The sequence below is a fragment of the Bacillus sp. FAU20 genome, assembly GCF_056033865.1.
Window position 1 is genome coordinate 16,029 of record NZ_JBVYHY010000004.1, and the last position, 25,653, is coordinate 41,681.

Sequence of the window (25,653 nt, forward strand, 5' to 3'; positions counted from 1 at the left end):
GATTAATCAAAATATGACGAAGTGGGAGCAAGGCGGCGAAGTCGTTTATAAGAGCGCCACTGAGCCACTACCTAGCAAGAGAACACCCGATATGCTATGGCTAGATACTTCGAAGCAACCAAACGTTATGAAACGTTGGGACGCTGAGAAAAAACTATGGGTTAATGCGTCGGTAACTACGCCCGAAGAAATCGGAGCAGAAACGCCAAAAGGTGCGCAGGACAAGGCGAACAAAGCCGAAGAGACTGCAATCGCAGAAGCAGCGGAAGACGCGGCGATCAAAGCGAAGAAGGCCGAAGAAAAGGCGATCGAAGTAGCCGAAGAAATGGACGAAGAGATTAAGATCGAAATGAAGTCATATGTCGAAGGACTAACGGAAGAAGTCGAAGCCGAAGTCAAGAAACATGCGGATCAAAAGGCGAAAGACGCCGAACTGAATGCGAAACTATTCGCGGAAGGTTATGCGGAAAAAGAGTGGCATTACGGTGAAACACCGCCCGAAGATCTCACGCAGATATGGTTCGATATGTCAAGTACACCAAACAAGATCCGCAAGTATAACGAAAAAACAAAGAAATGGGAAGCAGCTTCGCCAACATCGCCGAAGGATATCGGAGCGGAAACACCTGCGGAAACATTGAAGAAGGCGCAGGACGAAGCGAAGAAGGCACAAGATGCAGCGATCAAGCAAGCCGAAGAAATGGACAGGGCGATCAAGACAGAAGCCGAAAGGATCGCTAAAGAAGCCGAAGGAGCAGCGAAGAAGCATACGGACGAAGTTACGAAGCAAGTCGAAGAAGCGTTAAAACAAGATGCTGATACAAAAGCGAATGCAGCGAGAGACGCAGCGATTAAAACGGCGAAAGAACTAGACGCAGCCTTGAAAACAGAAGCCGAAAGACTGGCGCAGCAGGCACAAAAAGAAGCAAATGCACATACGGACGAAGTAACGAAACAAGTCGAAGAGGCACTAAAGCAAGATGCGCAAAACAAGGCAGATGCAGCAAAGCAAGGCGCATTGAGCGAAGCCGATAATCGTATTCTAGCAGCTCGTAAGGAAGCCGAAAAGAATGCGAAAACAGAGGCAGAAAGACTGGCGGAAGAAGCACGCAAGAAAGCCGAAGAAGCCGCGGCAGCAGATGCAAAGAAAAAGGCAGATGCAGCGCAGAAAGCGGCAGAAGAAAAGGCAGCGAAAGAACTAGGGGACAGAATCGCAGGTTTATCGAATGTCGGCCGCAACTTACTACTAGGTACAAAGGGCGTAACGCATATCGTAAAAGACGGTGCTGCAAAAGATTATACGTACTTTAAATTCGTAGATTATGCGATCAAGGATATTCAAGGGAAGCCGCTAACGGTATCACTAAAAGTGTCGGGTAAGGTAGCGACGATCGGCAATACAAATCCGTGGATCGGTATGGAAGTAAGGATCGATTATGTAGATGGAACATCGCAATACATCAGCGGTAGAGGCGAGAAGATTATAAAACCAAACGTCGAATATAGTCGCCTTTTACTATCGGGGACAGGTAGCGTATTCGATAAACCGATCAAATCACTATCCGCGTATGTATTGGCTCGCGACTTTACAGGCGGGACAATTACGCTAGAAGAATTCAAAGTCGGGATCGGTACAATGGCGACCGACTACGACCAACCACGAGAAGAAGAGCTACAAGAAGTACGAGACACTATCGGATCAGCAAGCGGTCAAAACTTAGCGTTAAATAGTGCTGCGAAATTAGGTTGGTTGGGTTGGTCGGCTACACAAACAGGAGTCACTGATAAATGGACGATCGAAACTACTGGCGCATTAAACGGGTTTACGCACGTATTCCGATTAATAAACAAACAACCTTCAACGGCCGAAAACTTCTTAATCAATACAATTCCAGTCGCAAACGCTCGAATCTTAGGGAATAAAGTACAGTTCGGCGGGTGGGTTTATACCCACTCAATGACAACGGGCGGTATTCGTTTCTATGCGAGATTCCGAGGTATGGACAAAGACGGAAAAGAGATCATGAAGTACGTAAACGCAGGCGCAGCAAACGACATTCGCGGCCGCGGGTGGGAATGGATTACGTTCGAATTTAACGACTGGGCAGGAATGACAAGCCTCGACGAAGTTCGAATCACGGCGAACTGTCTAAAAGGATCTAACGGCGAGGCTTGCGTCACTGGCGTAATGATGAAAGTAAGCGAGGTATCTTCACAATGGACGCCATCACCGCTAGATTTCGAAGAGCTAGCAAGCGACGCGGGTTTTCTCACAAAGGGTACGTTATCCGCTGAAAGATTATACGGACAAACGATCGATGGGAATAAAGCAAACTTCGTAAACCTTAATGCTAGCAACATTAGTACAGGTACGTTAAACGCAGAACGTATCGGAGCAAATTCGATTAATGCCTCGAAGCTGCAAGCGAATTCCGTTACGGCTGAAAAAATCGCAGCGAATGCGGTCACGGTAGACAAACTCGCAGCAAATTCGATCAACGCTTCGAAGTTACAGGCGAATTCCGTAACCGTAGATAAGATCGCAGCAAATGCGGTTACTGCTGATAAGGTTGCGGCGAACGCGATCACGACGGACAAGCTGCATGTACTAGCGAAAAGTCTAGTCGCTAACACTTCGATAACTGGAAATGATTCTACAGGATGGCAAGTATCGAAACATGCGACATCTACGGTAAACCTTCGAGGATCTGAAAATATGGGTGATGTTCTTGTCCATACGTTCACGACGACGGAGCACGATACACCTACGCTATATCATTCAGAGTTTTTCGAAGTAGATCCAAACCAAACATACAAATTCAGTATCGGAATGTTTGTCGAGAAGAACGAGAGAGAAGGATCGCAGTACTTCGGTGTACAAGCATACGACAAGAATAAAAAGGAACTTCCGATGCAGCCGCTAAATCCAACTAACGGCGCACTAAGCGGAACACCTCGTACGAATCCGTATTTTTGGTCAGGATTGGGTACGGTTGGACAGTGGCAGTTCATGGACGGTTATGCGGTAGCTTCGCAATCAGACGGAAACGAAGCGCCACAAGGTAGAAACATACAGTCGTCATATCGAATGCACCACGCTACAAAGTACTTACGTATGCGATTCTATAGCGGGTATTATCCGAAAGCGAAGAACAAAGCAGCGTCTATTTTATGGCATTCACCTTCGGTTACTGCGGTAGATAGCGGCGCAATCGTAGCGGATCGTATTACGGCAGGTAAGATCGATGCGAACAAAGTAGACGTTGTGAACTTAAAAGCGAATAACATTACGTCGGGTACTATGACTGCTGATCGAATTAATGGCGGTACGATCAACGCAGCGAATACGAATATTATCAACTTAAATGCAGGTAATATCACGAGCGGTACGATCGATGCAGCGAAGATCGGCGTTACGAATCTAAAGGCGGAGAATATTACGTCAGGGATTCTAAACGCAGCTAGAATCGGGGCGAACGCAATTAATGCAGACAAACTCGCAGCGAATGCAGTAACGGCAGCAAAGATCGCAGCGGGTTCGATCACTACCGATAAGATTGCGGCGGCGGGTATCTCAGCAGATAAGATCACGTCGGGTACAATCGATGCACGTAAGATTACTGTAATCGGAATTAATGCGGCAAACATTACATCGGGTACAATCGACGCAGCGAAGATCGGTGTTACGAATCTAAAGGCGGAGAATATTACGTCAGGTATCTTAAATGCAGGTCGTATTGGAGCTAAGTCGATATCCGTCGATAAGCTAACCGTAGGTGATTTTACAAATATGTGCCCTAATCCGAATTTCGATAGAGGGTCGGGCGCAGAGTGGAACGGAATAACTGTCAAGGCATGGAATGCTACGGGAATCCCTGCGGGATCACCAACCCCTAACGTCGGGTCTATGAAAGATAGAAGAGACGCAACATGCGGGCAATTAATCCCAGTTAACGGCGGCGATCGTTTTCTGATCGAATATTCATCGTGTCATATCAGCGGCAACAATCAATTCGCAGTCGGGTTCTTCGTATTCGATCAAAATAGAACGGTATTTAATTACCCTGCTATACGACGCAATGCGGGCGGTTGGTCGAAGATGTCGGGCGAAATTCAACTACCTGATAACGCTAGATATATACAAGTATGGACGCAGATTAATGCAACGGAAAAGCACGGCGAGTGGGTGTTTACTGACGTAACGATCCGACGAATGACTGACAACAAACTACTCGTAAACGGATCTGTACATGCAAGTAAAATCGCAGCAAATGCGGTTACTTCCGATAAAGTGGCAGCGAATGCGGTAACTGCGGATAAGATTGCAGCCAATGCCGTTAACGCTTCGAAGATCGCAGCAGGTTCGATCACTACCGATAAAATCGCAGCAGCAGGGATTACGGCGGATAAAATCACGTCAGGTATTCTCGATGCGAATAAGGTACAAGTACGAAACCTAAGCGCAGCCGTTATCACTTCGGGAACGATGTCGGCGGATCGTATTACGGGCGGAACGATTAACGCTAACAATACGAATATCATTAACTTAAAGGCGCAGAACATCGCGTCAGGTACGATAAACGCCGATAACGTAACGATCAGTAACGGACGTGTAACGATCGGTAAGGATGGTGTACAAGTAACACAAGCCGACTTCCTAGTGAAAGACGCGAAGACAGGGTTTACACATTCTCTACAATCGCAAACCAACCTGATCGCCGACCACTCATTCGAAATGTTATCGGCGGACGGAGATATATGGAATCAATGTTATAGATTCATTAACTGGGAATTCATTACCGAGAATGATCGTTACGGTAGATGGGCTAGAGTCGGTTCACCTCGTATGATCGACGGATACAACACGGATGTACCCGAAGGATCAAGCGCATTCGGACGAAAGGCCGTCCTAGTTAATTCGAGCGCTTACGTATATCAAGACATCGATGCGAAGGCTAACACAAAGTATACGATATCATTCCACGCGAGTAAGCCGTTTTACATCGGAGCAGGTGCGCCACAAGTACAAGTCGAGTATGTCAAGAATGGTAGTGTCATAGGGTCGGAAGTTAAAAACTTCGCCATACCTTCGACTCCTGCGGGAGAGTTCGTACGTTATGGATTCACCGTAACCACGCCATCAACACTAAATCACGAGAGAACGAACAGGATTCGCCTACGTTTCCGTGTAAATGGCGGTGAACATGCGTTAATCGACGGCGTACAGGCGGTTCAAGGAGATAAGGCCGTACCTTACGATTCAGAAGATAGTCTATGGGTGATGTCAAATGGACACTTATCACCCGTTCGTATGCACCTTCGAAATCTTATGATGCAAGGTAATACGCGAGTAGAGGGCGGCGGATTAAGTATCGCAGGTCGAAACGCAAACGGCGTAGGTCTTGAAATGTCTGAACGTCTTCGTATATGGGGAAATAACCCAATCGAAGTTCGTCAAAGCCACGTAGAGGCTATGGGATATCGTTGTATTGATTCACGTCCTGCGGGGGTTGATCGCATGATATGGGTCGGTTGGCACGATCAGGCGGGTAACGCAATCTACGTATATATCGGCGGTTCGTGGAAAGTCGCAGTAAGACTATAACCAAAATAGAGGGCGGTCTAGCGTTTATGTTCGTGAGGCGCTAGATTCGCCTTAAATACAATCATGGAGGTACGCATATGACACAACAAACAACAATACAAGAAGACGGCCTTATTAAGTTGCCTCACGAGATCGTACGAAGAACGGGCGTATTGCCTGACATGGAAATGAGCATCGAAGGAGATCCATCGGGAACGATCACACTACGACCAAAAAAGCAGCGCCGAGACTTCTGCCAATCGTGTTTTAAAACGATCAGCACGATCAACTGGTCGGGAATTCGCGTATGTCGTGAATGCTACACAAAATTAACAGGTCGTATATGGGTAGATCCAACGCCCGAAGAAATCGAGCGCATTATTAAGGGTGAGCCTGCAAGACTACGATATTACGTTGTCTATGAGCAATTACGAGAGCTAGACGAAATCGAGCAGCTATACGGTGAGCCATTGCCGTACGACGAGTTATATTGGTTTCTTCGACTTAGAAATCGTACGCCTATCGCTATGATTCACGGTGATTACACGGATTTATACGAGGAACTAGTACCATCTCTAGAAAAGCGAGAAAAAGAGCGTATCGCAGCATTAGAAGCATTTAGCGATAAGTACAGATTAGACCTTCGAGGCGCAAGGGAACGCGACTCATTCGGAATTGCTACACATCTAAATTGGAGACTATCGAACGACGAGTTTCTAGAACTACGTAAAATTATGGGAGGTAATGCGTAATGTCACAAGTACACATCGACGTAAATCACGATAATATCAGAAACGACCTAGCATTACAGATCGCAAGTTTAACGACGGATAAAGCGATCTTGTCCGAGCAGGTGCGAGTACTAGCTAACGATAAATTAAATTTAGAGGTACGAGTACAGAAGCTAGAGGCGGAACGATCCGCAGCTAACGCCGCGAAAGAGCCTTCGCAACCTATGACGGAAGTAATCGACGCACCACAAACACCCGAAATTTAACGAGAGATAGGGCGGTAAATTACCGCTCTTTTTCTTTTTGGATAATTTAGCAATCTGCGAAAGGGGGTGCGTGAGTATGACGGCAGAAGCAAGGGAAATGACGCTAGCCGACGTTATCTTCAAGCAGCAGCAATTAGAGCGAGCGATCGCAAAGCTGCGAGAGGTTACGTATGACACGAAGCAAGAGGCGGAGGAAGCGCATAGAAAGATCGCCGTACTAGAAAGGCGTATGGACGAAATAAACGCCCTCCTGATCGAATTAACGAAGTCTAGTGTTAAGCAAGGCGAGAAGATCGATAACTTCGATAAGAAGCAAGATGTTTTCATGTCGAATCAAATGCAGTTAGTCAAATGGTTCGTAGTGATTATCATTGCGATCTTAACGGTACTAGGCGGCCTAGTCGGAATAAAACTCGCATTTCCGATCTAAATACGGGACGAGCCGCGTTTATGTACATGTAGGGCCGCTCACTCGTTCTATAAAAATCAAATAGGGGGAATTTAAATGACAAACGTAGATGTAGTAATCGACGCAGGACACGGAGCGCACGATAGCGGCGCAGTAGGAAACGGATTGCTAGAGAAAGAGCGAGCGCTAACACTATCGCACATGCTAAACGAAGAACTTCAAGCGAGCGGTGTTAGTACGTATATGACTCGTACGACGGACGTATTCGTAACGTTGTCTGGCCGAGCTAAAATGGCAAACGATCGAGGCGCAAAGGTATTCATTTCGAATCACCTCAATTCTTCGGACAATCCTAGCGCATTAGGGTACGAGTCATTCGTATACAACCGTAATAACGCCCGTACGAATCAGTTACAAGACTTACTTCATGCGGAAGCGATGAAAGTACTAGCGCCTTTAGGTTTCCGAGATCGTGGTAAGAAAACGGCAAATCTTGCAGTAGTTCGCGAAACTAATATGCCCGCAGTTTTAACAGAGAACGGATTCATCAGCAACGCGTCAGACATGGCACATATCCATAAAAACGAAGTGCTACGAAAGTTAGCGCAAGGATACGCAAAAGCAATTTGTACGTACTTAGGTAAGAGCTACAAAGACAGTGGGAACACTGGCGGCAGCACATCGCAACCAACGCCACCACCAACGAGCGGCGCTGGATCTTCGCAGCAAGGTATCGGAACAATTACGATCAATGGCGAAGGCGTTCGAATCCGTACAGGTGCGGGCACTAACTATCCATTCAAACGATACATTCCAAAGAACGTTTATATCCTATGGGCTATGGAAAACGGTTGGGCTTGCGTAGGTAATGGCGAATGGGTATACGCTGATCCATCGTACACAACGTTAAAACTATACGGACAACAACCGCAAGCAGTAACAGGCGTTGTATACGTTACAGGTACTAACGTACGTGTTCGTAAAGGCGCGGGCACTAACTACGAGGTCGTTAAGCACATCAATAGCGGCTCATTCAAAGTATGGGGAATCGTAGGCGACTGGGCTTGCGTCGGTACAGACGAATGGGTCAAATTAGATCCGTCATATACACGTTTCGTACGTGACTAATAAACGAAAGAGGCGATCATATGTTAAAGAAAATCGGTAATAAGCTATACTTCCGAAAGCTAAAAGCTCGCCTACTTAACAAAGGGACGTTGCTAGCATTAGTAGCGTTCCTAGTTAAGCAAGGACTGGCATACGGCTATATTCCAACGCAGGAAGTCGCAGACAGTATCGTAACGTTGGCGGATTGGTTAACGACTGTCCTGATCGGTCTAGGCATCATTAATAACGCGTCGATCGGTAGCGGTTACGGTGATAAACCTAGCGAGGCCGTAACGTTCTTAGGCGCGAATGAGCGTTGGCAGCACGCACAAATTACGAAAATCGATCAAGATTTAACCGAACGCGGGCTAGGCTAGGCGTTTATGTACATGTAAGGGTTGTGGCGATCCTTATTGCGTGGTAGTTTGTGGCGAACTGCTGCGCGGCTTATTCTTATTCTTCATAAAACATCTATCTCCAAAAACTGCGACAACGTTACGCCCTACTGACGAAGTTCTAGGGTGTTTCGTTTTGTCTTTAAAAGGATTTTGAGTGTGGTACGTGAAATTATTACGCAACTTGAGTAAAATAGCCTTTGAAAAGTTTGCGATATCGATTTTACATTAAATTAACAAATATGAATGTAGCAAAAAACGACAAAAGAAGGTATTCGATGATTGTCGATATATTAATAGGAACATTCTCGATATTAATAGTCGGAAACGTAGTCTATGAAATTATAAAAGAAAGAAGGAAAGAGAAATAAAAAATTCCACAATTGAAATGTTCAGAAGATCACTAAAAATAGCGGTATGTCTAGGTTTTATGTATTACGTACTTGTGTTATTCTCGAAAGCAATAGTAGCAACGATGTAGGACGATCAGCGGCGATCGTTCTTTTTTATTGCGAAAAACGCGTCGGTTGTAGTCCTAAGTTGCAGGGTCGTTGCATGGCAAAAACTACGCAGCAGGGCAATATTTCGACGAGATTCCCGACGGTGCAACTTTTTCATTGACAATACGGCGATATCGGTGTATTCTAGTTTTAGGCAAAGAAAAAACCGCCAACGATTGCAGTCGCTAGCGGTAAAGGTAAAGCCTAAATATCAAATTAAAAATATAAAGAGTAACAACGTACTCTATATAATTCGTAAAGCCGTTGGCGCGGCAGAACGAAACCTACCACGATTATACTACATATATCCCCGTAGGTAAAGAGGCGTTGTTATATAAGGAGAATATTTATTATGACAAACGCAACTACAAACAAACACTACATGAGCGAATACGCTAATTTATCGCAATTCGATTCTATCGAAGCAATGGACGAGACGATCGCAATTGCTAAAAGTTACCACGCTGAAGAGTTAAGTTATACGCAAATGGAAGTTCTAGACTTCATCGCACAACATGCGGTTAAGGTCGTAGGCGTAGCGAAACTACTCGTAAAAACTATCGCAGGTGCAGTCGGCAAATCAATCCGTACAATTAACTACGCAACTAAGAAACTAGAAGATCTAGGAATCTTGTACAAAGTCGAGACTCGCCGAAAGAAATCAGGCGGACTAGGCGCAAATGTATATGTACTTTCAAACGCTATTGCAGGATCAGTTGCAGGATCAGTTGCAGAGCGACCATGTGACGAAATCCCTTGCGAGAGTAAGGACGAGCAGCCGAAAATCGAAAGTGAAACTCTTTCTAAAACCCCAGTTAAAACCTTAAACAATAAAACCTTAAAAGACTTCGAAAAGAATAACAATACTAATCTAGTTAAAGATCAAGAAGTAAGGGAAGTCAAACTATTTGCAGATACACCACAATGTTTACGAACTGCATACGCAGGTTTAGAAAATGATCTAGGCAATAAACTAACAAAAGATATTATTCTAGCATTCAAAAATAGCGAACTATCTCAAAAGACAGAATGGACACTACAAGAGCTTTGTATACAAGACTGCTTATTTGCTACGGAATTAGGAAACCGCATAAGAGATTGTGTAATTAGGCATCGTAACGGCGATATACATACGACACTAGGCGGCTATATTTATACTACTGCGTTAGAAATGTTTAAGGATCGCTTAACTATGATCGAAGCGCCTACCGTTGATCCTAACGAAGAACTAGATCTATTTAACAACGAAATTGCAAATATATTAAAAAACACGAAGATTGAGCGACCTACCTTCGTAATGCCTACCGTTTATGGTAACGTACATATAGTTCCAAACGATTTCAATAACGACGATCTACCGTATTGACTATAAATCTATACATTCCGCTACACTTTTTCGTTATTATATAGTCGATCTACGGAAATTATACGAAATACTACCACTGACTATATTGCGATACAATATCAAGTGTAGTATAATGTAGTTATCGATAATTAAATATATTAATTTGGTGGGGGTTATACACATGACGGTAGATTATATCGGCGTAGAGGCTGCGAATTCGTTCGTGAAAGTTGCATCAGTAAACGAAGATTTATGCTATTTGAACACATCGCGAAGAGTGGAATCATTCGAAGATACAACAGGGTTAACGGTTTATACATACGAAGGCGTACAATACGTTATCGGTGAAGAAGAGAGCGCAAGCAGTAGCGCAAGAAATGATGATCGTTATTCTAGCGCGGGATATCGTACAGAAACGATCCTAGCAGTAGCGCAACTAGTTAAAGACGGAAGCGAAGTTGTTATCGGTACGGGACTTCCTAGCGAAGATTATAAAAACGAAGAGAATCACGAAAAGGTAAAACGTAATTTGATTGGAAAACATACGGTTAAGATCAATGACATAGAAAAGACATTCGAAGTAGTTCGCGTTTATACGCCTATGCAGCCGATCGGATCGGTAGTGAATCGCATTTATGATTACAACCTAAAGATCCGTAAAGGTATGGAATGGGAAAAAGATGCGCGCAAACTAGTAATCGATATCGGGTTCGGTACTACTGACGTATGCGAGGCGAAAGGATTACGCACAATACGTTACGACGGCGTACAAGTCGGAATGATGGAAGCAAACCGTATCATTAAAGACGAGCTTACGAAACAAGGCGCTAGAGGTATCGTATCATTCTTGCATATGGATAGCCTGTTACGAAGTGCTAAACGTGAATACATTAAAGACGAATTCACCGACAAGGAAGTCTTATCGAAAGTAATAATTGAGACGGGCGGCAAAGAGTACGATATTAAAGATATTATGGAACAAGCGCTAGAATATACGGCACGTACCGTAATGCAGCGTGTGGATAATTTAGGATATGTATTAAAAGATTACGACGTAGTACTATTCACGGGTGGTAGCTTACTAGCATTACACGAATACATTAAACCGTACTTAACAGGCGTTAACACGAAAGCAGAACAAGGCGCACAAACGGCAAACGCTAAAGGCTACGCTAAATATGCGATGGTTCAAGACGTGAAAGCAACGGTTTAACTAAGGGGGGTTACTAATGGCTATCAAGCAGCATTCTTTCAAGGCGGACTCGTCAAAACCCGACGAAAAGATGATTAATGATTTTCTCGAAGGCAAGCCAACGCAGTACCATATAATAGAAGCAATGAAGATTTACGTTAGGATAGAGAACGCAAAACAGGCGGCAATTGAAAAGATGATTGCAAATATGCAAACAGGACTATTCGCGCAACCTAGCGAACAAGCACCACGAGAAGCGCCGAAAGCTAATGACGCAATTAAAGAATTCGATCTCTAATTTAATATAAAAATGACGAAAATACGATACCGCGAAGGTGTCGTCTTTTTGTTGGTCGAAACATAATACGACAAGCATTTATGTACGTAAAGGTATCGAAAAAAGGAGGAGATTTACAACAATGGTTAAAAATGATTTATTCGGCGGTTACGTCAATGTCACGGGGACGGGTTTCGAGAATGAAATACGCGTCGAAGTTATGACCGATAAGGGTTACAAGTACATACAGGTAGACGAAAAGACGTTTTACAAAATGCTCGAAGAAAATCTACACGTAAAGGTCGTGGTGTCATGGTTTAAACAACAATAGTCGCCTTTGTAGCGGCAGTATTGTCGGCGGGGTTTCTTTACTATTATAGGAAGTTTAAACGCGATCACGAAATATTAGAGCGCTGCTATCGAGGTGTTGAATAATGCACTATCAATTATGGATCGACTACCGTTATGTAAGTATCGGAACGTTGGGCGAAATGCAGGAAAAGGCGAAAGACTTCATTAAAAACTATCGACAAGGATGTAAACATATAAAAGTAGAGTATCGCTATGCAGGCGGGATCTAAAAGATCTCGTCTTTTTTGTGTTTACGGCGTTTATGTTCGTAGTCGAGTTTTTAGGAGGCGATAAGATTGCGCAACGATGAAATGCAAAACGGCGAAGTATTCGTCAAATTTTTCGTGAATGCCCGTAACGGCTTAATGGCAGCAATGGGCGCTGAATTGTGGCATACGTACTGCGTGCTTGCAACGTACATGGATCGTAACGGCAAATGCTATCCGTCGCAGGATCAACTAGCGCGAAATTTAGGGATTCGTAGGGAGACGGTGAGTCGTCGTATGAAACGATTATTAGATTTCCGTTGGAAAGGCGAGCCGCTTGTAACTGCGGAATGGGTACGTACAAATGATAATCAATTTACGAATATCGTATACACGGTAGATCCTTCGAAGGCTTTTCGCATATTTACCGAATGACACACGATCCCCGTGTGACGTCTACGTAACATGGCTCAGCGTCACACTAACTAGAACTAGTATTAAATGATAGCTATATATAAATATATGTCTGCGTAATTAAAAGAAATATACGCAGTATTGATATGACCTAAAAGATCGTCGTACTTGCGTTTATGTACTCGAAGGGAGCTGATAGCATGGCACGTAAAAAATTACCGCCTGCGAAGAATTGGAAAGAGCGAGACATAGACGATTGGAACGCAGTTACGTTTTTCAATTTCCTATGCGACAAACATCGAGAGGTACGAGGGATCGACTATTTTGCTAGTCGTGGCGTGAAATTGGATAACGCGATGATTAAACAAATGTATGAAAAGCACGGCAAACTCGAAACAAAAATGTTTATTGAAGAGTGCCTAAAAGAGTATAAGTCGTCACCGAAGTATAAAGTCTGCTCATTTATGTTCATGAGAACATATATGCTTGCTCAGGTGATGCCGAAAGTGCTCGATAGTATAAAATGTATTAAAGAGCTAGAAATCGCGTCAGAGGATAATCTCGACGATCTGACGTTCTAAGGAGGCGATAGTATGGAAAAGGGAATTCTAAGAAACGCACTACATGACGGACTAACACAAGCGGAGATCCTGCCGCATGTAATTGCGATACATGGATATAGCGGAAACGGCGGGCGTGTACACGCTGCAAATGTACCGAAGCAATATCGAAACGAGCTGATCGTAGACACGAAAGTACGCGAAAGCGAGCTGAAGATATATAGCGCACTAGATCGTTACGTTAAAACGTTCTCTCGTCAATTCTCAGGCGAACAAATTATGGGGCTATACCTTTATTCACCTAACACAGGAAACGGCAAGACAACGACCGCCTGCGCCCTTATAAACGAATTCATTCTACGTCACTACGTCGGATCACTAAAACGGGGTTTGCGTCCATTGCAGCAGCCTGCGTATTTCTTCGATGCGAACGAGTGGCACATGCTCTATACGCAATTCAATAGGCCGAATGTGCCGCGACATATTGCTGAGGAAGCAGCCGCGGAATATTACCGAAGGGCAAAGATCGCGAGAGAAGTTCCGTTCCTTGTAATGGACGATATAGGAGTCAGAGAAGACATAACAGAGCCATTCCGAATGGACTTACATGCGTTAATCAATCACCGCAATGTCGAAGAGTTACCGACGGTCTACACAAGTAACGTACCGCTAAAAGAGTTAGCGGCGTTGTACAAAGATCCGCGACTACCTGATCGCATTCGTGATATGACGCGAGAATTAACGTTCACGGGAACAAGTAAGAGAGGTAAACGCAAATGAAGAACTTCGAAAAAGAAACACTAGAAGAAATCGAGTCACTTTACGACTGGGCGGATCGCAGGGCGTACGGCAGCGCAGGAAGTCGAAGGCTATCAAAGCAGAATGCACAATATGTATTATCTGAATTTCGTAAACTAGCAAAACGATACAAGGAATTAAAGGGGGCGTCGGCAGATGTCGAGAACGGGCGAGAAGCTACTATCGAAGATCATTCAAAATAACGATCCGCAAGCGATCATACGCTTTAATTTACATTCAGATCATTTTAGAACGAAAGAAGAGCGCGACGTACTACGATTCATTAAAGGTTATGCGGAAAAGAATCGAAATCAAGCGCCGCCATTCAATACGGTAGTCGAGGAAGTACTAGACTTTAATTACGAGCCGAACGTAGGCGATACTTACGAATATCTAGTAAACGATCTAAAGGGTACGAACGCAAAGTATATGTATCTACAACTCTTACAAGGAGCAGCATCGAAGAAGTTTACCGAAATGCCCGATAGTGAGGGGATCGAGTACGGACAATGGCTATACGATCAGGTTAAGAATGTACTAGACGTTAACTCGATCGGCGGGAAAATTGGTATGGACGCAAAAGTCGATACCGAAGATTTCTTATACGAACTGAAACGAAGGCAGCAAGGTGAATCGTTTAAAGTATGGCTATCAAAGTTCGAAGATATAAACGAAGCGATCGGCGGCTACTTTACAGGAAATATGTATACGTTCTATGGGCGATCAGGTCGAGGGAAGTCGGCGACGACTCTAGCAGAATGCGTACATATGGGAATGGAAGGCGCTACCGTTTTAATATGGGCGTTGGAAATGTCGAAATACGAGGTACTTGTACGTATCTACTCGATCGTAGCTGCTACGAAAAAGCTATTCAAAACAAAGATCAAGGGCGTTGAGTACGGCGCAGGATTTAATACAAAGGATCTGTTAATGGGTACGATCAGCGACGAGCACATGACGCACTTCGAAAACTTCTTAAAGAATATCAACGATCACATTAAAGGGAATATCGTTATTCGCGGCGTAGACTGCGAAAATTTCACAGACCGTAGTTATAAGGCACTAGAAAAAGACATCATTAACAGTAATGCGGACGTTGTACTAGTCGATCCTTTTTACTACATGCACACACCGAAGAACGAATCAGGCGTTAACGGCGGGAACTTCGCAGCTCTATCGATGAAACTGCGGGCGCTCGCAGGTCGCACGAAGGTTGTTCTCATGGTAATTACGCAAGCAGAAGAAACAAAAGACGAGAATGACAAAGAGAACGACGAGCGGATCTTACGACCGCCAATGCGTGACGAGATTAAGAAGACGAAGCAAGTTCTCGAAGATGCGACGAACACGTTCGGAATCGACACGTTAGACGGCGAAGGAGTTATCAAACTAGGTAAGGGACGTAACGGCGGTGAGGGCGTATGCGTGAATATGATTTACCTTGCAGGGTACGGTATTATTTCGCAAATGCCTACAGGAACAGTCGCAGCCGAAGCGTTAAAAGATGATTGGTAGGGGGGCGATAATATGATTATGTTAGGTGTATCGATATTAATAGGAATTATCGTAGGATTTATAATCGACGAATTATGCGACAACGGTATAAAAGGATTTCTAGTTATGTTGGGGATCGTCGGTACTGCGCTCGTAATATTCTTGGGTCTATTCTTCACTATCGATAAAAATGTCGAAATGGTAACAAAACGCAATGTAACGGAATTAGTCGCATTAGGTGACGGACAACAAACGAAAGGTCGAATGTTCTTAGGTTCGGGATACGTAAACGGCGAATTAACATACAAGTATGCGTATAAAAAGGGCGAAGGTTATGGAATCGATATGGAGCGAGCGGATTACGTAGATGAATTACGATACATCAAAGACGGATCAAAACCACGTATCGAAAAAACCGAAGTCGTATATAAATCGACGTGGGCGAATGTACTAGTCGCGCCATTCTTCAATACTGCGAAACATATCTATGTACCCGAAGGTACGATACAAGAGACGTTTAATATCGATCTGAATTAGGGGGCGCACATATGGCGATCATTAAAGTACACGGAAGAGAGATCGACGTAGATGTAGAAAAGGAAATACAAAAATATTCGTGGGATCGTCCGAAGTGGAGGGCGGACAGGCTGATCGCTTGTTCTCCTTTCCGTGCGGATTCGTCACCGTCATTTTACGTTTACTTCGAAGATACTGCGACGGCATTTGCGGGGTCATGGGGCGATAGTGGTGGCGGCGAATTTCAAAAGGGACATTTTACGCAGCTACTCGCATTTCTAGAGAATTGCAGCGAAGAAGAGATCATCGAGTATCTATTATCTGAATATGCGTCAGAATGGGACGGTGAATCGAAACTAGAGATCGACCTGTCACGTTTAAAAATGAAAACGAAGGAGCGAGGACTAGATATGAAACTACTAGATAATTTAGCGATCACAAGTGAGTATCTACTAGGTCGCGGGATCTCATACGAGACGCAGCGATACTACAATAACGGATATGACGAGGCGAATAACATCGTTACTTTTCCGTACGTAACGCCAAATGGTCGTCTAGCTGCGTTGAAAAAACGACGTACAGATTCGAAAATGTTCTTTTATGCAGGTGGTGGTATTCCGATGCGCGAGCTTGTTTATGGTATCGATCTTGCATATCGTGACGATCATAAAATTGCAATCGTAACCGAAGCCGAAATCGATGCGGAATATGCATACGAAGTTACTGAGATCTTAGGTATTGCGATGGGAACGTCTTCGATCACTGACGAAAAGGTATCGGTAATCGAACGAAGCCCGATCGAAGAGCTTATCATCGGGGCGGATAACGACGAAGCAGGCGAAAAACTAAAGAAACAAGTAATTAACAAATTCGGTATGATCCGACTATATACGATCGAGTTTCCCGAAGGCTGCAAAGACCTTAACGATATGACACCGCGGCAATTAACGGAAGCGATCAAAAACAAAAAAGCCGTAGAAACTTCGCTATTTAATGTAGCGTAGTTCGCGGCTTTCTGCTATATTATATTAATACAGTAAAAAGAACACTTGTTCTCTATTTTAGATAAAATTCGCGTGTTACTATATCTATTGTGATAAATATACGTATATATATATAATTCGCGCTAACTACTTGCTATGTCTTCGATATAAAGCTACGAAATCATTAAAAAGCTCGTCTTGCTGCTGATCGCTTAGTGCTTCACTGTTTGTAACGTCGTAGATCATTCTTAAAATATCCTGACGTTTTGTTAACGTCTCTAGTACAGATGTCGGTATTTTACGATACGCGATCGCTATTTCGCATTCGTCCATCTCGTACACTCTCGCGATTCCGCTAATAGCTGCGGTAGAGGGTGCTTTTAAAGCTCGTTCGATTTCGCTTAGAAAAACGAAACCGATCCCGATCTTATCGCTCGCTTCGACTAGAGTAAGGCCTTTTCCCTCTCGTATGCGTCGAAGTTTCTGCGAGATATCAACAAATTCGGGGTGAATCTGCGGTTTCTTTTGCACTCTCTTTTTAGTTGATTTTTCTGCATTTTCTTTCATTAAAAACACCTCTGTAATGTAGTGATATCAACGCTTATATAAACCGACTATATACATCGGAATATCGTTTACAGTATGGATAAACTTTGCTATAATAGAAAAGTGTGGAAAAAGACTAACCACCTTTTACACAACTTGCGAAAAGAGGTCTAACCAATCTCTATTTTACGTATAAGGCTAACCATCTTATACCTTTATTTTTTTTGCGCAAAAACGAACTAAGGGAGCGTCACCACAACGCACCCCTAATCAAAAATACTATAAAAGTAAATATCGTTTGTATCGCTCACCACAAGCGAAACAATGCTTTATTGTACATGTTTTCTACCACAAAAACAAGTAGTACAATTCTGCCAATTTTTAATATGACATATATTGTAATAATGTAGAATATATTACCTATTACCTTCTACAAAACTTATTATATATTAGGATTTTTGAGTTGAAAAGAGAACGACTGTTCGGATTTAGCTCTTTTTTTCGCATATTGCTTAATTTTTCTGGGTGAGTACCTGACTATTTTAGTCGGGTTACTCGCCTTTTTTATTTGCCTAAATTTAGCAAGTTGCGTAAATAAATGCGTCAACGGCGCGGGTTGGGGCGTACATGCGTTCTCAATTACGCAACTTGCGTAATTGATCTGACGAGCCGAAAACCCGAAGAAAAAACTTTCCTAAAAAATTTTTAAAAAAATTTAACCCAAACGGAAAACAGGTCGGCGTTTATGTCCTTGTAAGCACAAAAACACATTTGAAAGAGGTCATGGATCATGAAAAGAAAAGAAACGAAATTGACAATGGATTTTACGAAAGTAATGCATACGGAATTAAACGAACTAGCTGCGGTTGCGGGCGAAGAGATCCGCAATGCATACGGAAAGGTATCGACTGATCGTATCTTCCAATCAGTAAACGGTGAATTCGATAAGGCGCAAGAGTTGTTCGTGTATTTCCTGGAAGATTTCGAGGCGATCCGCGAGAAGTACTGGCACGCAATGAATAGCGAAGAAAGTTTTATTATCGACTGCTATAACAAATTACGATATGCGGCACGAACTTACGACATCAATAAAGGTAATTTCATCGCAAGAATTGAGCCGTTAATCAGACGAGTGACAGGCGATCATTGTACGAGACGAGGCGATCGACGTAAGGTACTCGAATCTAGAGACGCAATTCTAGAAAAAGACGAGGATACGAGCGGCGTTCAAGGAAAAAATCCAGTATTTAACGACGTGGACGAATCTGTAAATGTACAAGCTAGTGCGATCGAGACTGCGAGAGAACGTGAGCTAGTCGAAAAGTACGGCGATAACGACCGCAATAAAGCAATCTTGGAAATCATCATGCAAGAAAAATCATACATAAAGCAAGCTGACATTGCTAGACGTCTAGCCGATAAGTTATCTATATCTTTCGATAGCGCTCGCGGATCAGTACGAACATTCATTAAAAACATGAAGGAAGGTATCACGACAAATGACTACATCAGCGCTTAAATTTACATATCACGCAATTAAAGAAATGAGAGAAGAGTTACAACAAGACGAAATGATCGTCTCTAGTGGCCGCATGAGTGACGAAAAGGTTCGCCAATATATGCGCGAATTCATGAAAGAATCTACATATTTAGGTGAAATCACGGATCATACAGGAAAAACTGACAGATTATTCGCATATCGTCGATATTGCTTCGTATTAGATCGTACCGATGATGTAGTAATCACGGCGTATCGTCGAAACATTGCATCGGACGAGCTGCGCGACATTATCAAGCCGATCTTAATGTCGAAGCTAGAAGACATGGAGCGAGAGATCGCAAAGTTACAAGCTGAGTTCGATAAGCGAGATCGCGAATATAAGCTAGAACAAAAAATGTATGACTCACTAAGACGTAATGGCTATTCGACTGGGATTCATCGTCGATTGAGAGGCGAAGCACGATCGAAACTTATTGCGGCAAAGGTCGAGAAAAGCAAGATCGCAAAAGGAATCGCGCTATTTATATAAACAGGGGGAATTAACATGAAAAAAGGATTCACGTTAAATCTAGATTGGAAACAACAAATCGCATTAATGGGCGCACTAGCTGCCGTCATGTCCGAAGAGGATATCGAAATTAAAAACGAAGATCAGTACGATTTCGATGCGTGGCAAAAGGCGGGACGAGACGAACAATTCGAGCGACTGGGTAGTGACATCGATACGTACCAGTCAAACGAAGACATCGGCCGTACACTTAACGAGATCTTGGAAACCGTAGCGAAAACATTCTTAAAATCAGGGGGTAACGAATAATGAAAATGCAAGAATTCAGACTAACACCAATCGAATAAAAGGTAATCGCGCTATCTATAATCGGAATTATGGAGCGCAACGGGGTTAAGGATCATGGCGTAAATGACGCGGTATTAATCTTCGACCTAGATAACGAACTTATGGCGCAGGTGGCCGAGGCTATTCCACCACATGAAATTAACAATCACGTAGTTAACGAAATGCGATCACTATTACCACTGTTTACCGAAGGGTACGGCAAATAAGGCGGCATATAGTCGCTCTTCCCTTTTTCGACTTGAAAAAAGTTATTGACATTTGACCGATCGTGCGATCGGTAGGGCGTTTATGTCTACGTAAGGCAATCGCCAAATAATCGATAAAGGGGAAATGTGAATATGTCATACATCGTATCTACAGGAACAGAGGCAATCGACGCAGCACTAACGGAGAAGGCAGATACTTCGAAAATGTTAACGTCCGTTAAAACAGGAAAAGTATTAAAGGTTCGTGCATTACCTACGGCGGTAGTTCGTTACTTCGCACATTCTGCGTACAAAGTGTTCTATACAACGCCATGTACGAAAACTAGCGGAAGGCCTGATCTATACGATTTAGCTTGCGACTTACTATACAAAGACGCAAAGGCTGCCGAAGATGCGGGCAAGTCTGCGGACGAAGTAAAAGAAATTAAGGATCGTGCGTATGCGTTAAAGGCGAAAGAACGCTATATGATCGGCTTCGTCAACTTAGAAGACGGGCAACCGATTATCGTAGACTTTACATCGAAACAAGGTAAGGCAATTGTAGCGGATCTTAAAAAGTATGCGAAGAAGTTAGACAAATACCCGTTCGAATTAACGAAGACAGGTTTGTCAACTGATACGCAAGTATCGTTCTCGCTCGTGTTAGATCCTGAGGACGACTTAAAAGAATCCGAATACAAGAAGTTCGAAGAGTCAAAAGGCTTCGAATTCCCGATGAACGCATTCGGCGAAGTGTTACAAGTTAACGATCTTGAAAAACAGATCGAAGACTTAAAGGCATTCGGCTTCGATGTATCTCGACTAGGTATCGAAGAGACAACGCAAGAAAACGAAGGTGACGACGATACAGGATTCTAAGAGATAGGGCGCTATATGCGCTCTTTCTTTTTATCTAAATTACGAAAGGATTGATCGTATGAAACTAGATTTACAAATCAATTTAGAAATGGCGGATAATAGCGAGGCTAAGCGAAGCCGCTCGAAAGAAGTCAAAAAGAAAGTCGCGGAAGCGAACGAAACCGTCGAAGAAGCGCTACAAAGGATCTCGCAAATGTCGTTAACGAAGAAAGAAGAGCGACAATTACAAGCCGCAATCGAAGCGTTTGCCAAAGGTAAGGCGGGACGTACAAAGAGCGGTAAAATGGCGAAGGGCGAAGCGTTATCGATCGGCGAGAAGTATCTACGTAAGAAAGAAGCGCAAACCCGAAAAGAACGCATACAAGATGTACTCGACAATCACCCGAAGAATTTCCACGTATTAACGGACGATTCGCAACTAGAGCCATTCTTGCAAAGATTACGTAAAGAAGTGCGACAACAAGGGAAGCAATGGGCGGATCGTTTCGAAATGCTAGACGTAAAATCGTTAACCGCAAATGATTTCGAGGGAACGGGCATAGATTCGTTCTTAGATTTATCGATCGGCTTTTCGATATGGCTGCCGATCCTTAACGAAGGTTACTATCTTGCGTATGGTCACGTTGACATAAACGATCCCGAAATCCCGCGCGAGTACGCATTCAAAGAGGGCGACAAGCAACTAACGAGGTCGAAAGTTCTCGCCGCAATTTCGCCGTACTTATCGAATAAGGATCACGGAAAGTCGTTTCATATGGGAAGCGCCCGTTACGATTTACATATCGCCGAGAATGACGGCTACACAATTAACGGTTGCGTATGGGATTCACTGGACGCAATGAAGATCATGACAGAATCGCTAGACAAGTACGGACTAAAACCGTTGATTCAACGATACGGAAGTCGATTTTTAGGGATTCATAACGAAGTTTATACGTTCGAAGATCTATTCGGAAAACGATCACCTGCACCATTTAATACTACTATCGTAGGGATCTACGCAATATACGACGTTTACTACGGTTGGAAGTTGACCGAATGGCAATTCGAAACTATGAAGAAAACGGATCGATTGCTAGAGTGTTACGCAAAAATCGATAGTAGGCTGCCGCAAGTTGATACGTACTTAATGCGATCAGGATTCCACGTTGACCTAGACGAATTAAGCGGACTAGAAAACGAATTCCGAGAAAAAGCCGAAGAAGCTACGCAAGCCGTATTCGAAGCGTATCAAATCGACGATAAATTCTTAGAGGCCATGTCCTATACGAATAACAGTAAGAAGATTATCGAATGGCGCAAAAAGAATAAAAAGAAATTAGATACGCTAGACAAGCGATTATCGAAGCTATATGCGGATCGTAAGAAAGCCGAAGAAGACGGCAAGACTCATACGAAACGTTATGCGGACATTCTCGCACGGATCAAGAAATATAAAGACGAACGCGCCGAATTGAATGTGTTAATTAAATCGGACGATCACCCGCACAAGATCGAATCCTTCGAATTCACTAATGGCAATCACATCGGCTATCTTATCTACGATCATCTAGGCATTAAGGATTGTACGCACAAGATACAAAAAGGTAAGAAGCGATCGACTTCGGCGGACGTACTAAAGATCTACTTCGAAGACGAGCCGACATTAAAACCGCTCGCAACGGTGGCGGAATATCAAACGTTATTAAACACATTCGTACTAAAGATCCCGCAAGTAATGGAAGTAGACGGTCGCTTTCATTCGAAGTTTGATGCGGGCGGAACGAATACGGGTCGATACAGTTCGGCTGCGTACACTGGAAGACCGATCGATATACTGGACGAATTTAGATAGGGCGCTATATGCGTCCTTTTTTCTTTGTCGTTAACCCAGTTCTGAAAGTTTACTGCGTTTATGTACGTGTAAGGGGAAAACACCTTAACAAACAATTGAAACGAGGTAATTAATTATGACAAACACATTCAAAATCGGACAAAAGGTATCGGGCGGTTTAGCGCTTTTAGCGATGGAAACGCACAAGATTAAAAATATCGATCACGGCGGTTTCGTATTTTGGTATGAAAACGGCAAGTTAATGGGATACGCACCTGACGTAAGAACAAGCGAACGCGAGCGTAGTATCGCATATTTCCACAAAAACACATTCGAGGTAATCGGACTTATCGAGTCTCCATTCAAAACAGGCGATTTCGTACGAGTAGATTCACATCAAGTGGACGTATTACTAACTATGGGTGAGGTCGTGGAGGTAGTCGGATATGACGAAACGAAGCACTTCCCGATTCGAGTTAAGAAGGAAGATGGGCGCGAAGCGGTAATTATCGAGAAGTTTGCTAGGAAGCTATCAGAAAGCGAAGTTGCGGAGATCAAAGCCGCAAGACATAGAAAAGCAATTAACGAATTAGAAGTAGGCGCATTCGTGCGAATTACAAAAGGTAGTCAGTTCGGCGATGATTTCGAGACTGGCGACATTGTAGTCGTAGTTTATCAGGAAACGAAAGAGAGTAACTGCCCGATCAAAGTAGCGCCGCTACATAATCCGAAAAAGGCATTGTCAGAGTAGGCGCGATGTCAAGAAGTCGAAGTCGTTACGGAAGAAGAAGCGATTAATGCGAAAATGAGCGAAAACGGTTTTACGTTCTCAATTCATGCGTTCGATTTCGAGATCATGACGCCGAAGGAGATCGAAGAGTACGAAGCGTCTCTAATCAAACCGGAAGTTGGATCATATCTAGTCGTAACGAACAGTCACGGAAATCCGAAGTTTAAAGTAGGTGAAGTTGTAATCGTAACGGGGATTCCAAGTGCTAGCGGCATCCATGTTAAAAGCGTAGACGGTAAGGAGAGCGGGTATAAGTTCTTAGAAAACGTACGAAACGCAACGGCGAAAGAGATCCGTGATGCGCAAACAGTTAAGTACAACGAAGATGATTACGTTGTAAGTGTTGGCGGCTGCAACTACCCGATCGGGGAAGTGCTAGAAATTACGAAAGTCAACGGTAACGATCACTACGACGTAATGAATTTAGAAGGTAAAACAGGCGGAAAGCAATCATATAACATTCGCAAGGCTACTGAAGAAGAAGTTAAGAAGGCGAAGAAAGAAGCTGCTGCGAAAAAAGAACGCAAGATTTTCGAAGATTTAGGACGCAAATACGGCGAACTAAAAGAGTGCGATGTCGTACGAGTTATCGACAATTGCCTCGGTCGATTAAAAGAAGGGGATATCGGCGTAGTCAGACATCAGGATCGATTTAACTTCGCTGACGATGATTGATATAGCGCTACAGTAACGGTTAATGGTCGCGATAAGGTCGCAAACAATGCACTAGTTAAGTTAGTCGTATCAGTAGAGCACCGATTAGATAAATAACGAATAGGACGCCTTCGGGCGTTCTTTTTATATCCAAATAAACGAAAGAAGGGTGATAATATGGCGGCATTTCCTATCGACGTTAACGATAGCAATTACATCGATATAGTAAAGAAACTTGTACAGAATGACGATAAAGTATCGAAGGGATCAAACCTGCAAAACATTCCCGCAAGATCGAAAGAAGGTAAGCGAGTACGTGGCGCGTTTAAGCCGAAAGAAGGTTGGTTCTATCTAGCGGCCGATCTATCGCAAATAGAGCCGCGAATCATGGCACATATCATGTGGATAGTGTACGGCGATAACTCGCTGCGATCAATCTTCCTAGAAGGTCGCGACCTATATACGACAATGGCGATGATGGTTTTCAATCTAGAAGAAAAGTACTGCGTCGATAAAGCGTACGATCCTACAGGACGTTTCCAACCTCGCACAATGATGAAAACGGGCGTACTAGCGAAATCATACGATCAGAAAGTCGATAATTTCTGTACGACGATGGGCGTATCTCGTGAAGTGGGCGACATGTTCTATGAGAAATTCGATACGGCGTTTCCATCTTTTATACAAATGGTTCGTGATAAGCGTAAATTCGCGTACGATCACGGCTATAGTGAGACATTGTACGGACGAAAACGCCGATTCCCGTATCTTGCTGAGTACTCGAAACTAGTTCGACGTAATGAGCGCAAACTAATGGATCTGTACATCGAACGTAAGCGAGTACGCAGCCAATATGTGAAATCAAAAGCGAAGCACCTGCAAGAAAGACTCGATCAGCTCGAAGAAAAGATCAAGCCACTGGCGGAAATGCGAAACCTTGTATCGTACTGGGAACGTGCTAGCTTTAACTCAGTAATTCAAGGTACGGGCGCGGACATTCTAAAGATCAATATGATTCGATTATACGAAGAATGCGTTAAGCGCGGTTGGTATCTAAACGCAAGTATTCACGATGAAGTAAAGGTCGAAGTACCTGCGAAGGATCTAACGAAAGAAAACTGCGATCTTATTACGGAGATCATGACGAAATCCGTAGAACTATCTCTACCGCTGAAATCCGATACAGTAATCGAGACTGTATGGGGTGCTGAATACGATCCCGACGACTGGGACTTCGAAACACAACAACCGAAATCTGCATAAGTTAACCGAAAAGGCGATCGACCTGCGTTTATGTACGT

General features: G+C 43.6%; 28 protein-coding genes. 27 read left to right on the forward strand and 1 reads right to left on the reverse strand.

Translation table 11 applies throughout. The features are described 5' to 3' along the window. The first annotated feature begins 700 nt into the window (after positions 1-700). The 18 genes from AC0OM3_RS07360 to AC0OM3_RS07445 all read left to right on the forward strand — a co-directional run bounded on the left by AC0OM3_RS07360 (position 701) and on the right by AC0OM3_RS07445 (position 17,149). On the forward strand, positions 701-5,605 hold the full coding sequence (locus tag AC0OM3_RS07360) for a hypothetical protein (RefSeq protein WP_474211284.1): 4,905 nt from the start codon (positions 701-703) through the stop codon (positions 5,603-5,605). A gap of 77 nt (positions 5,606-5,682) precedes the next feature. Continuing rightward, on the forward strand, positions 5,683-6,336 hold the full coding sequence (locus tag AC0OM3_RS07365) for a PHD finger domain-containing protein (protein ID WP_474211237.1): 654 nt from the start codon (positions 5,683-5,685) through the stop codon (positions 6,334-6,336). A gap of 101 nt (positions 6,337-6,437) precedes the next feature. Then, positions 6,438-6,581: a hypothetical protein gene (locus AC0OM3_RS07370; RefSeq protein ID WP_180227094.1), complete on the forward strand. Its 144-nt coding sequence runs from the start codon at positions 6,438-6,440 to the stop codon at positions 6,579-6,581. Positions 6,582-6,657: 76 nt separating this feature from the next. Further along, a complete protein-coding gene (locus tag AC0OM3_RS07375; RefSeq protein WP_098605658.1) occupies positions 6,658-7,011 on the forward strand; it encodes a hypothetical protein in 354 nt (117 codons plus the stop codon). Between the two features lie 75 nt (positions 7,012-7,086). Further along, positions 7,087-8,118 (forward strand): N-acetylmuramoyl-L-alanine amidase, encoded by a 1,032-nt coding sequence (locus AC0OM3_RS07380; protein WP_474211238.1) that lies wholly within the window; start codon positions 7,087-7,089, stop codon positions 8,116-8,118. Between the two features lie 20 nt (positions 8,119-8,138). Beyond that, a complete protein-coding gene (locus AC0OM3_RS07385) occupies positions 8,139-8,474 on the forward strand; it encodes a hypothetical protein (RefSeq protein WP_266009562.1) in 336 nt (111 codons plus the stop codon). Positions 8,475-9,344: 870 nt separating this feature from the next. Beyond that, complete coding sequence (locus AC0OM3_RS07390) at positions 9,345-10,358, forward strand: helix-turn-helix domain-containing protein (RefSeq protein ID WP_474211239.1); 1,014 nt, start codon at positions 9,345-9,347, stop codon at positions 10,356-10,358. 160 nt (positions 10,359-10,518) lie between these two features. Continuing rightward, entirely contained in the window at positions 10,519-11,550 is a 1,032-nt protein-coding gene (locus AC0OM3_RS07395) for a ParM/StbA family protein (RefSeq protein WP_061655087.1), read from the forward strand. A 16-nt stretch (positions 11,551-11,566) separates the two neighbouring features. Further along, entirely contained in the window at positions 11,567-11,827 is a 261-nt protein-coding gene (locus AC0OM3_RS07400; protein WP_098605655.1) for a hypothetical protein, read from the forward strand. A gap of 121 nt (positions 11,828-11,948) precedes the next feature. Beyond that, on the forward strand, positions 11,949-12,137 hold the full coding sequence (locus AC0OM3_RS07405; RefSeq protein WP_474211240.1) for a hypothetical protein: 189 nt from the start codon (positions 11,949-11,951) through the stop codon (positions 12,135-12,137). A gap of 103 nt (positions 12,138-12,240) precedes the next feature. Beyond that, complete coding sequence (locus tag AC0OM3_RS07410; RefSeq protein WP_154695878.1) at positions 12,241-12,387, forward strand: hypothetical protein; 147 nt, start codon at positions 12,241-12,243, stop codon at positions 12,385-12,387. A 66-nt stretch (positions 12,388-12,453) separates the two neighbouring features. Further along, complete coding sequence (locus tag AC0OM3_RS07415; RefSeq protein WP_061655089.1) at positions 12,454-12,798, forward strand: helix-turn-helix domain-containing protein; 345 nt, start codon at positions 12,454-12,456, stop codon at positions 12,796-12,798. 179 nt (positions 12,799-12,977) lie between these two features. Further along, positions 12,978-13,358, forward strand: a complete 381-nt coding sequence (locus AC0OM3_RS07420; protein ID WP_098605654.1) for a hypothetical protein — start codon at positions 12,978-12,980, stop codon at positions 13,356-13,358. Positions 13,359-13,778: 420 nt separating this feature from the next. Next, positions 13,779-14,117, forward strand: a complete 339-nt coding sequence (locus AC0OM3_RS07425; RefSeq protein ID WP_226800209.1) for a P-loop NTPase family protein — start codon at positions 13,779-13,781, stop codon at positions 14,115-14,117. Continuing rightward, entirely contained in the window at positions 14,114-14,338 is a 225-nt protein-coding gene (locus AC0OM3_RS07430; RefSeq protein ID WP_474211241.1) for a hypothetical protein, read from the forward strand. The genes AC0OM3_RS07425 and AC0OM3_RS07430 overlap by 4 nt, the downstream gene beginning before the upstream one ends. 499 nt (positions 14,339-14,837) lie before the next feature. After that, positions 14,838-15,650, forward strand: coding sequence for a P-loop NTPase family protein (locus AC0OM3_RS07435; protein ID WP_474211282.1), 813 nt, complete (start codon positions 14,838-14,840; stop codon positions 15,648-15,650). Between the two features lie 12 nt (positions 15,651-15,662). Beyond that, on the forward strand, positions 15,663-16,166 hold the full coding sequence (locus tag AC0OM3_RS07440; RefSeq protein ID WP_474211242.1) for a hypothetical protein: 504 nt from the start codon (positions 15,663-15,665) through the stop codon (positions 16,164-16,166). A gap of 11 nt (positions 16,167-16,177) precedes the next feature. Continuing rightward, a complete protein-coding gene (locus AC0OM3_RS07445; RefSeq protein ID WP_474211243.1) occupies positions 16,178-17,149 on the forward strand; it encodes a toprim domain-containing protein in 972 nt (323 codons plus the stop codon). A 126-nt stretch (positions 17,150-17,275) separates the two neighbouring features. Here the strand turns inward: AC0OM3_RS07445 and AC0OM3_RS07450 are convergent, their stop codons facing one another. Next, positions 17,276-17,695 (reverse strand): helix-turn-helix domain-containing protein, encoded by a 420-nt coding sequence (locus tag AC0OM3_RS07450; protein ID WP_061655096.1) that lies wholly within the window; start codon positions 17,693-17,695, stop codon positions 17,276-17,278. A gap of 769 nt (positions 17,696-18,464) precedes the next feature. Between AC0OM3_RS07450 and AC0OM3_RS07455 the strand changes: the two genes are divergently transcribed. The 9 genes from AC0OM3_RS07455 to AC0OM3_RS07495 all read left to right on the forward strand — a co-directional run bounded on the left by AC0OM3_RS07455 (position 18,465) and on the right by AC0OM3_RS07495 (position 25,615). Further along, positions 18,465-19,193 carry a hypothetical protein gene (locus tag AC0OM3_RS07455; protein ID WP_474211244.1) on the forward strand — a complete coding sequence of 243 codons (729 nt, stop codon included), beginning with the start codon at positions 18,465-18,467 and terminating at the stop codon, positions 19,191-19,193. Further along, entirely contained in the window at positions 19,174-19,704 is a 531-nt protein-coding gene (locus AC0OM3_RS07460) for a hypothetical protein (RefSeq protein ID WP_061655098.1), read from the forward strand. Before AC0OM3_RS07455 ends, AC0OM3_RS07460 begins: the two co-directional genes overlap by 20 nt. A gap of 15 nt (positions 19,705-19,719) precedes the next feature. After that, on the forward strand, positions 19,720-19,992 hold the full coding sequence (locus AC0OM3_RS07465) for a hypothetical protein (RefSeq protein ID WP_098605647.1): 273 nt from the start codon (positions 19,720-19,722) through the stop codon (positions 19,990-19,992). A 68-nt stretch (positions 19,993-20,060) separates the two neighbouring features. Further along, entirely contained in the window at positions 20,061-20,237 is a 177-nt protein-coding gene (locus tag AC0OM3_RS07470) for a hypothetical protein (RefSeq protein WP_180227090.1), read from the forward strand. Between the two features lie 132 nt (positions 20,238-20,369). Next, positions 20,370-21,095, forward strand: a complete 726-nt coding sequence (locus tag AC0OM3_RS07475) for a hypothetical protein (protein WP_061655100.1) — start codon at positions 20,370-20,372, stop codon at positions 21,093-21,095. A 58-nt stretch (positions 21,096-21,153) separates the two neighbouring features. Beyond that, positions 21,154-22,929, forward strand: a complete 1,776-nt coding sequence (locus tag AC0OM3_RS07480; RefSeq protein WP_474211245.1) for a 3'-5' exonuclease family protein — start codon at positions 21,154-21,156, stop codon at positions 22,927-22,929. Between the two features lie 115 nt (positions 22,930-23,044). Then, positions 23,045-23,659 (forward strand): hypothetical protein, encoded by a 615-nt coding sequence (locus AC0OM3_RS07485; protein WP_474211246.1) that lies wholly within the window; start codon positions 23,045-23,047, stop codon positions 23,657-23,659. Positions 23,660-23,713: 54 nt separating this feature from the next. Further along, on the forward strand, positions 23,714-24,373 hold the full coding sequence (locus AC0OM3_RS07490) for a hypothetical protein (RefSeq protein ID WP_474211247.1): 660 nt from the start codon (positions 23,714-23,716) through the stop codon (positions 24,371-24,373). Positions 24,374-24,529: 156 nt separating this feature from the next. Continuing rightward, positions 24,530-25,615 (forward strand): DNA polymerase, encoded by a 1,086-nt coding sequence (locus AC0OM3_RS07495; RefSeq protein ID WP_061655102.1) that lies wholly within the window; start codon positions 24,530-24,532, stop codon positions 25,613-25,615. The last annotated feature ends 38 nt before the right edge of the window (positions 25,616-25,653 follow it).

Bases quoted from the DNA above. Each gene is read 5' to 3' on its own strand.
- AC0OM3_RS07360 (WP_474211284.1), top strand. From the start codon at position 701: ATGGACAGGGCGATCAAGACAGAAGCCGAAAGGATCGCTAAAGAAGCC.
- AC0OM3_RS07365 (WP_474211237.1), top strand. From the start codon at position 5,683: ATGACACAACAAACAACAATACAAGAAGACGGCCTTATTAAGTTGCCT.
- AC0OM3_RS07375 (WP_098605658.1), top strand. From the start codon at position 6,658: ATGACGGCAGAAGCAAGGGAAATGACGCTAGCCGACGTTATCTTCAAG.
- AC0OM3_RS07380 (WP_474211238.1), top strand. From the start codon at position 7,087: ATGACAAACGTAGATGTAGTAATCGACGCAGGACACGGAGCGCACGAT.
- AC0OM3_RS07385 (WP_266009562.1), top strand. From the start codon at position 8,139: ATGTTAAAGAAAATCGGTAATAAGCTATACTTCCGAAAGCTAAAAGCT.
- AC0OM3_RS07390 (WP_474211239.1), top strand. From the start codon at position 9,345: ATGACAAACGCAACTACAAACAAACACTACATGAGCGAATACGCTAAT.
- AC0OM3_RS07395 (WP_061655087.1), top strand. From the start codon at position 10,519: ATGACGGTAGATTATATCGGCGTAGAGGCTGCGAATTCGTTCGTGAAA.
- AC0OM3_RS07400 (WP_098605655.1), top strand. From the start codon at position 11,567: ATGGCTATCAAGCAGCATTCTTTCAAGGCGGACTCGTCAAAACCCGAC.
- AC0OM3_RS07405 (WP_474211240.1), top strand. From the start codon at position 11,949: ATGGTTAAAAATGATTTATTCGGCGGTTACGTCAATGTCACGGGGACG.
- AC0OM3_RS07410 (WP_154695878.1), top strand. From the start codon at position 12,241: ATGCACTATCAATTATGGATCGACTACCGTTATGTAAGTATCGGAACG.
- AC0OM3_RS07420 (WP_098605654.1), top strand. From the start codon at position 12,978: ATGGCACGTAAAAAATTACCGCCTGCGAAGAATTGGAAAGAGCGAGAC.
- AC0OM3_RS07425 (WP_226800209.1), top strand. From the start codon at position 13,779: ATGCTCTATACGCAATTCAATAGGCCGAATGTGCCGCGACATATTGCT.
- AC0OM3_RS07430 (WP_474211241.1), top strand. From the start codon at position 14,114: ATGAAGAACTTCGAAAAAGAAACACTAGAAGAAATCGAGTCACTTTAC.
- AC0OM3_RS07435 (WP_474211282.1), top strand. From the start codon at position 14,838: ATGTATACGTTCTATGGGCGATCAGGTCGAGGGAAGTCGGCGACGACT.
- AC0OM3_RS07440 (WP_474211242.1), top strand. From the start codon at position 15,663: ATGATTATGTTAGGTGTATCGATATTAATAGGAATTATCGTAGGATTT.
- AC0OM3_RS07445 (WP_474211243.1), top strand. From the start codon at position 16,178: ATGGCGATCATTAAAGTACACGGAAGAGAGATCGACGTAGATGTAGAA.
- AC0OM3_RS07450 (WP_061655096.1), bottom strand. From the start codon at position 17,695: ATGAAAGAAAATGCAGAAAAATCAACTAAAAAGAGAGTGCAAAAGAAA.
- AC0OM3_RS07455 (WP_474211244.1), top strand. From the start codon at position 18,465: ATGAAAAGAAAAGAAACGAAATTGACAATGGATTTTACGAAAGTAATG.
- AC0OM3_RS07460 (WP_061655098.1), top strand. From the start codon at position 19,174: ATGACTACATCAGCGCTTAAATTTACATATCACGCAATTAAAGAAATG.
- AC0OM3_RS07465 (WP_098605647.1), top strand. From the start codon at position 19,720: ATGAAAAAAGGATTCACGTTAAATCTAGATTGGAAACAACAAATCGCA.
- AC0OM3_RS07470 (WP_180227090.1), top strand. From the start codon at position 20,061: ATGGAGCGCAACGGGGTTAAGGATCATGGCGTAAATGACGCGGTATTA.
- AC0OM3_RS07475 (WP_061655100.1), top strand. From the start codon at position 20,370: ATGTCATACATCGTATCTACAGGAACAGAGGCAATCGACGCAGCACTA.
- AC0OM3_RS07480 (WP_474211245.1), top strand. From the start codon at position 21,154: ATGAAACTAGATTTACAAATCAATTTAGAAATGGCGGATAATAGCGAG.
- AC0OM3_RS07485 (WP_474211246.1), top strand. From the start codon at position 23,045: ATGACAAACACATTCAAAATCGGACAAAAGGTATCGGGCGGTTTAGCG.
- AC0OM3_RS07490 (WP_474211247.1), top strand. From the start codon at position 23,714: ATGAGCGAAAACGGTTTTACGTTCTCAATTCATGCGTTCGATTTCGAG.
- AC0OM3_RS07495 (WP_061655102.1), top strand. From the start codon at position 24,530: ATGGCGGCATTTCCTATCGACGTTAACGATAGCAATTACATCGATATA.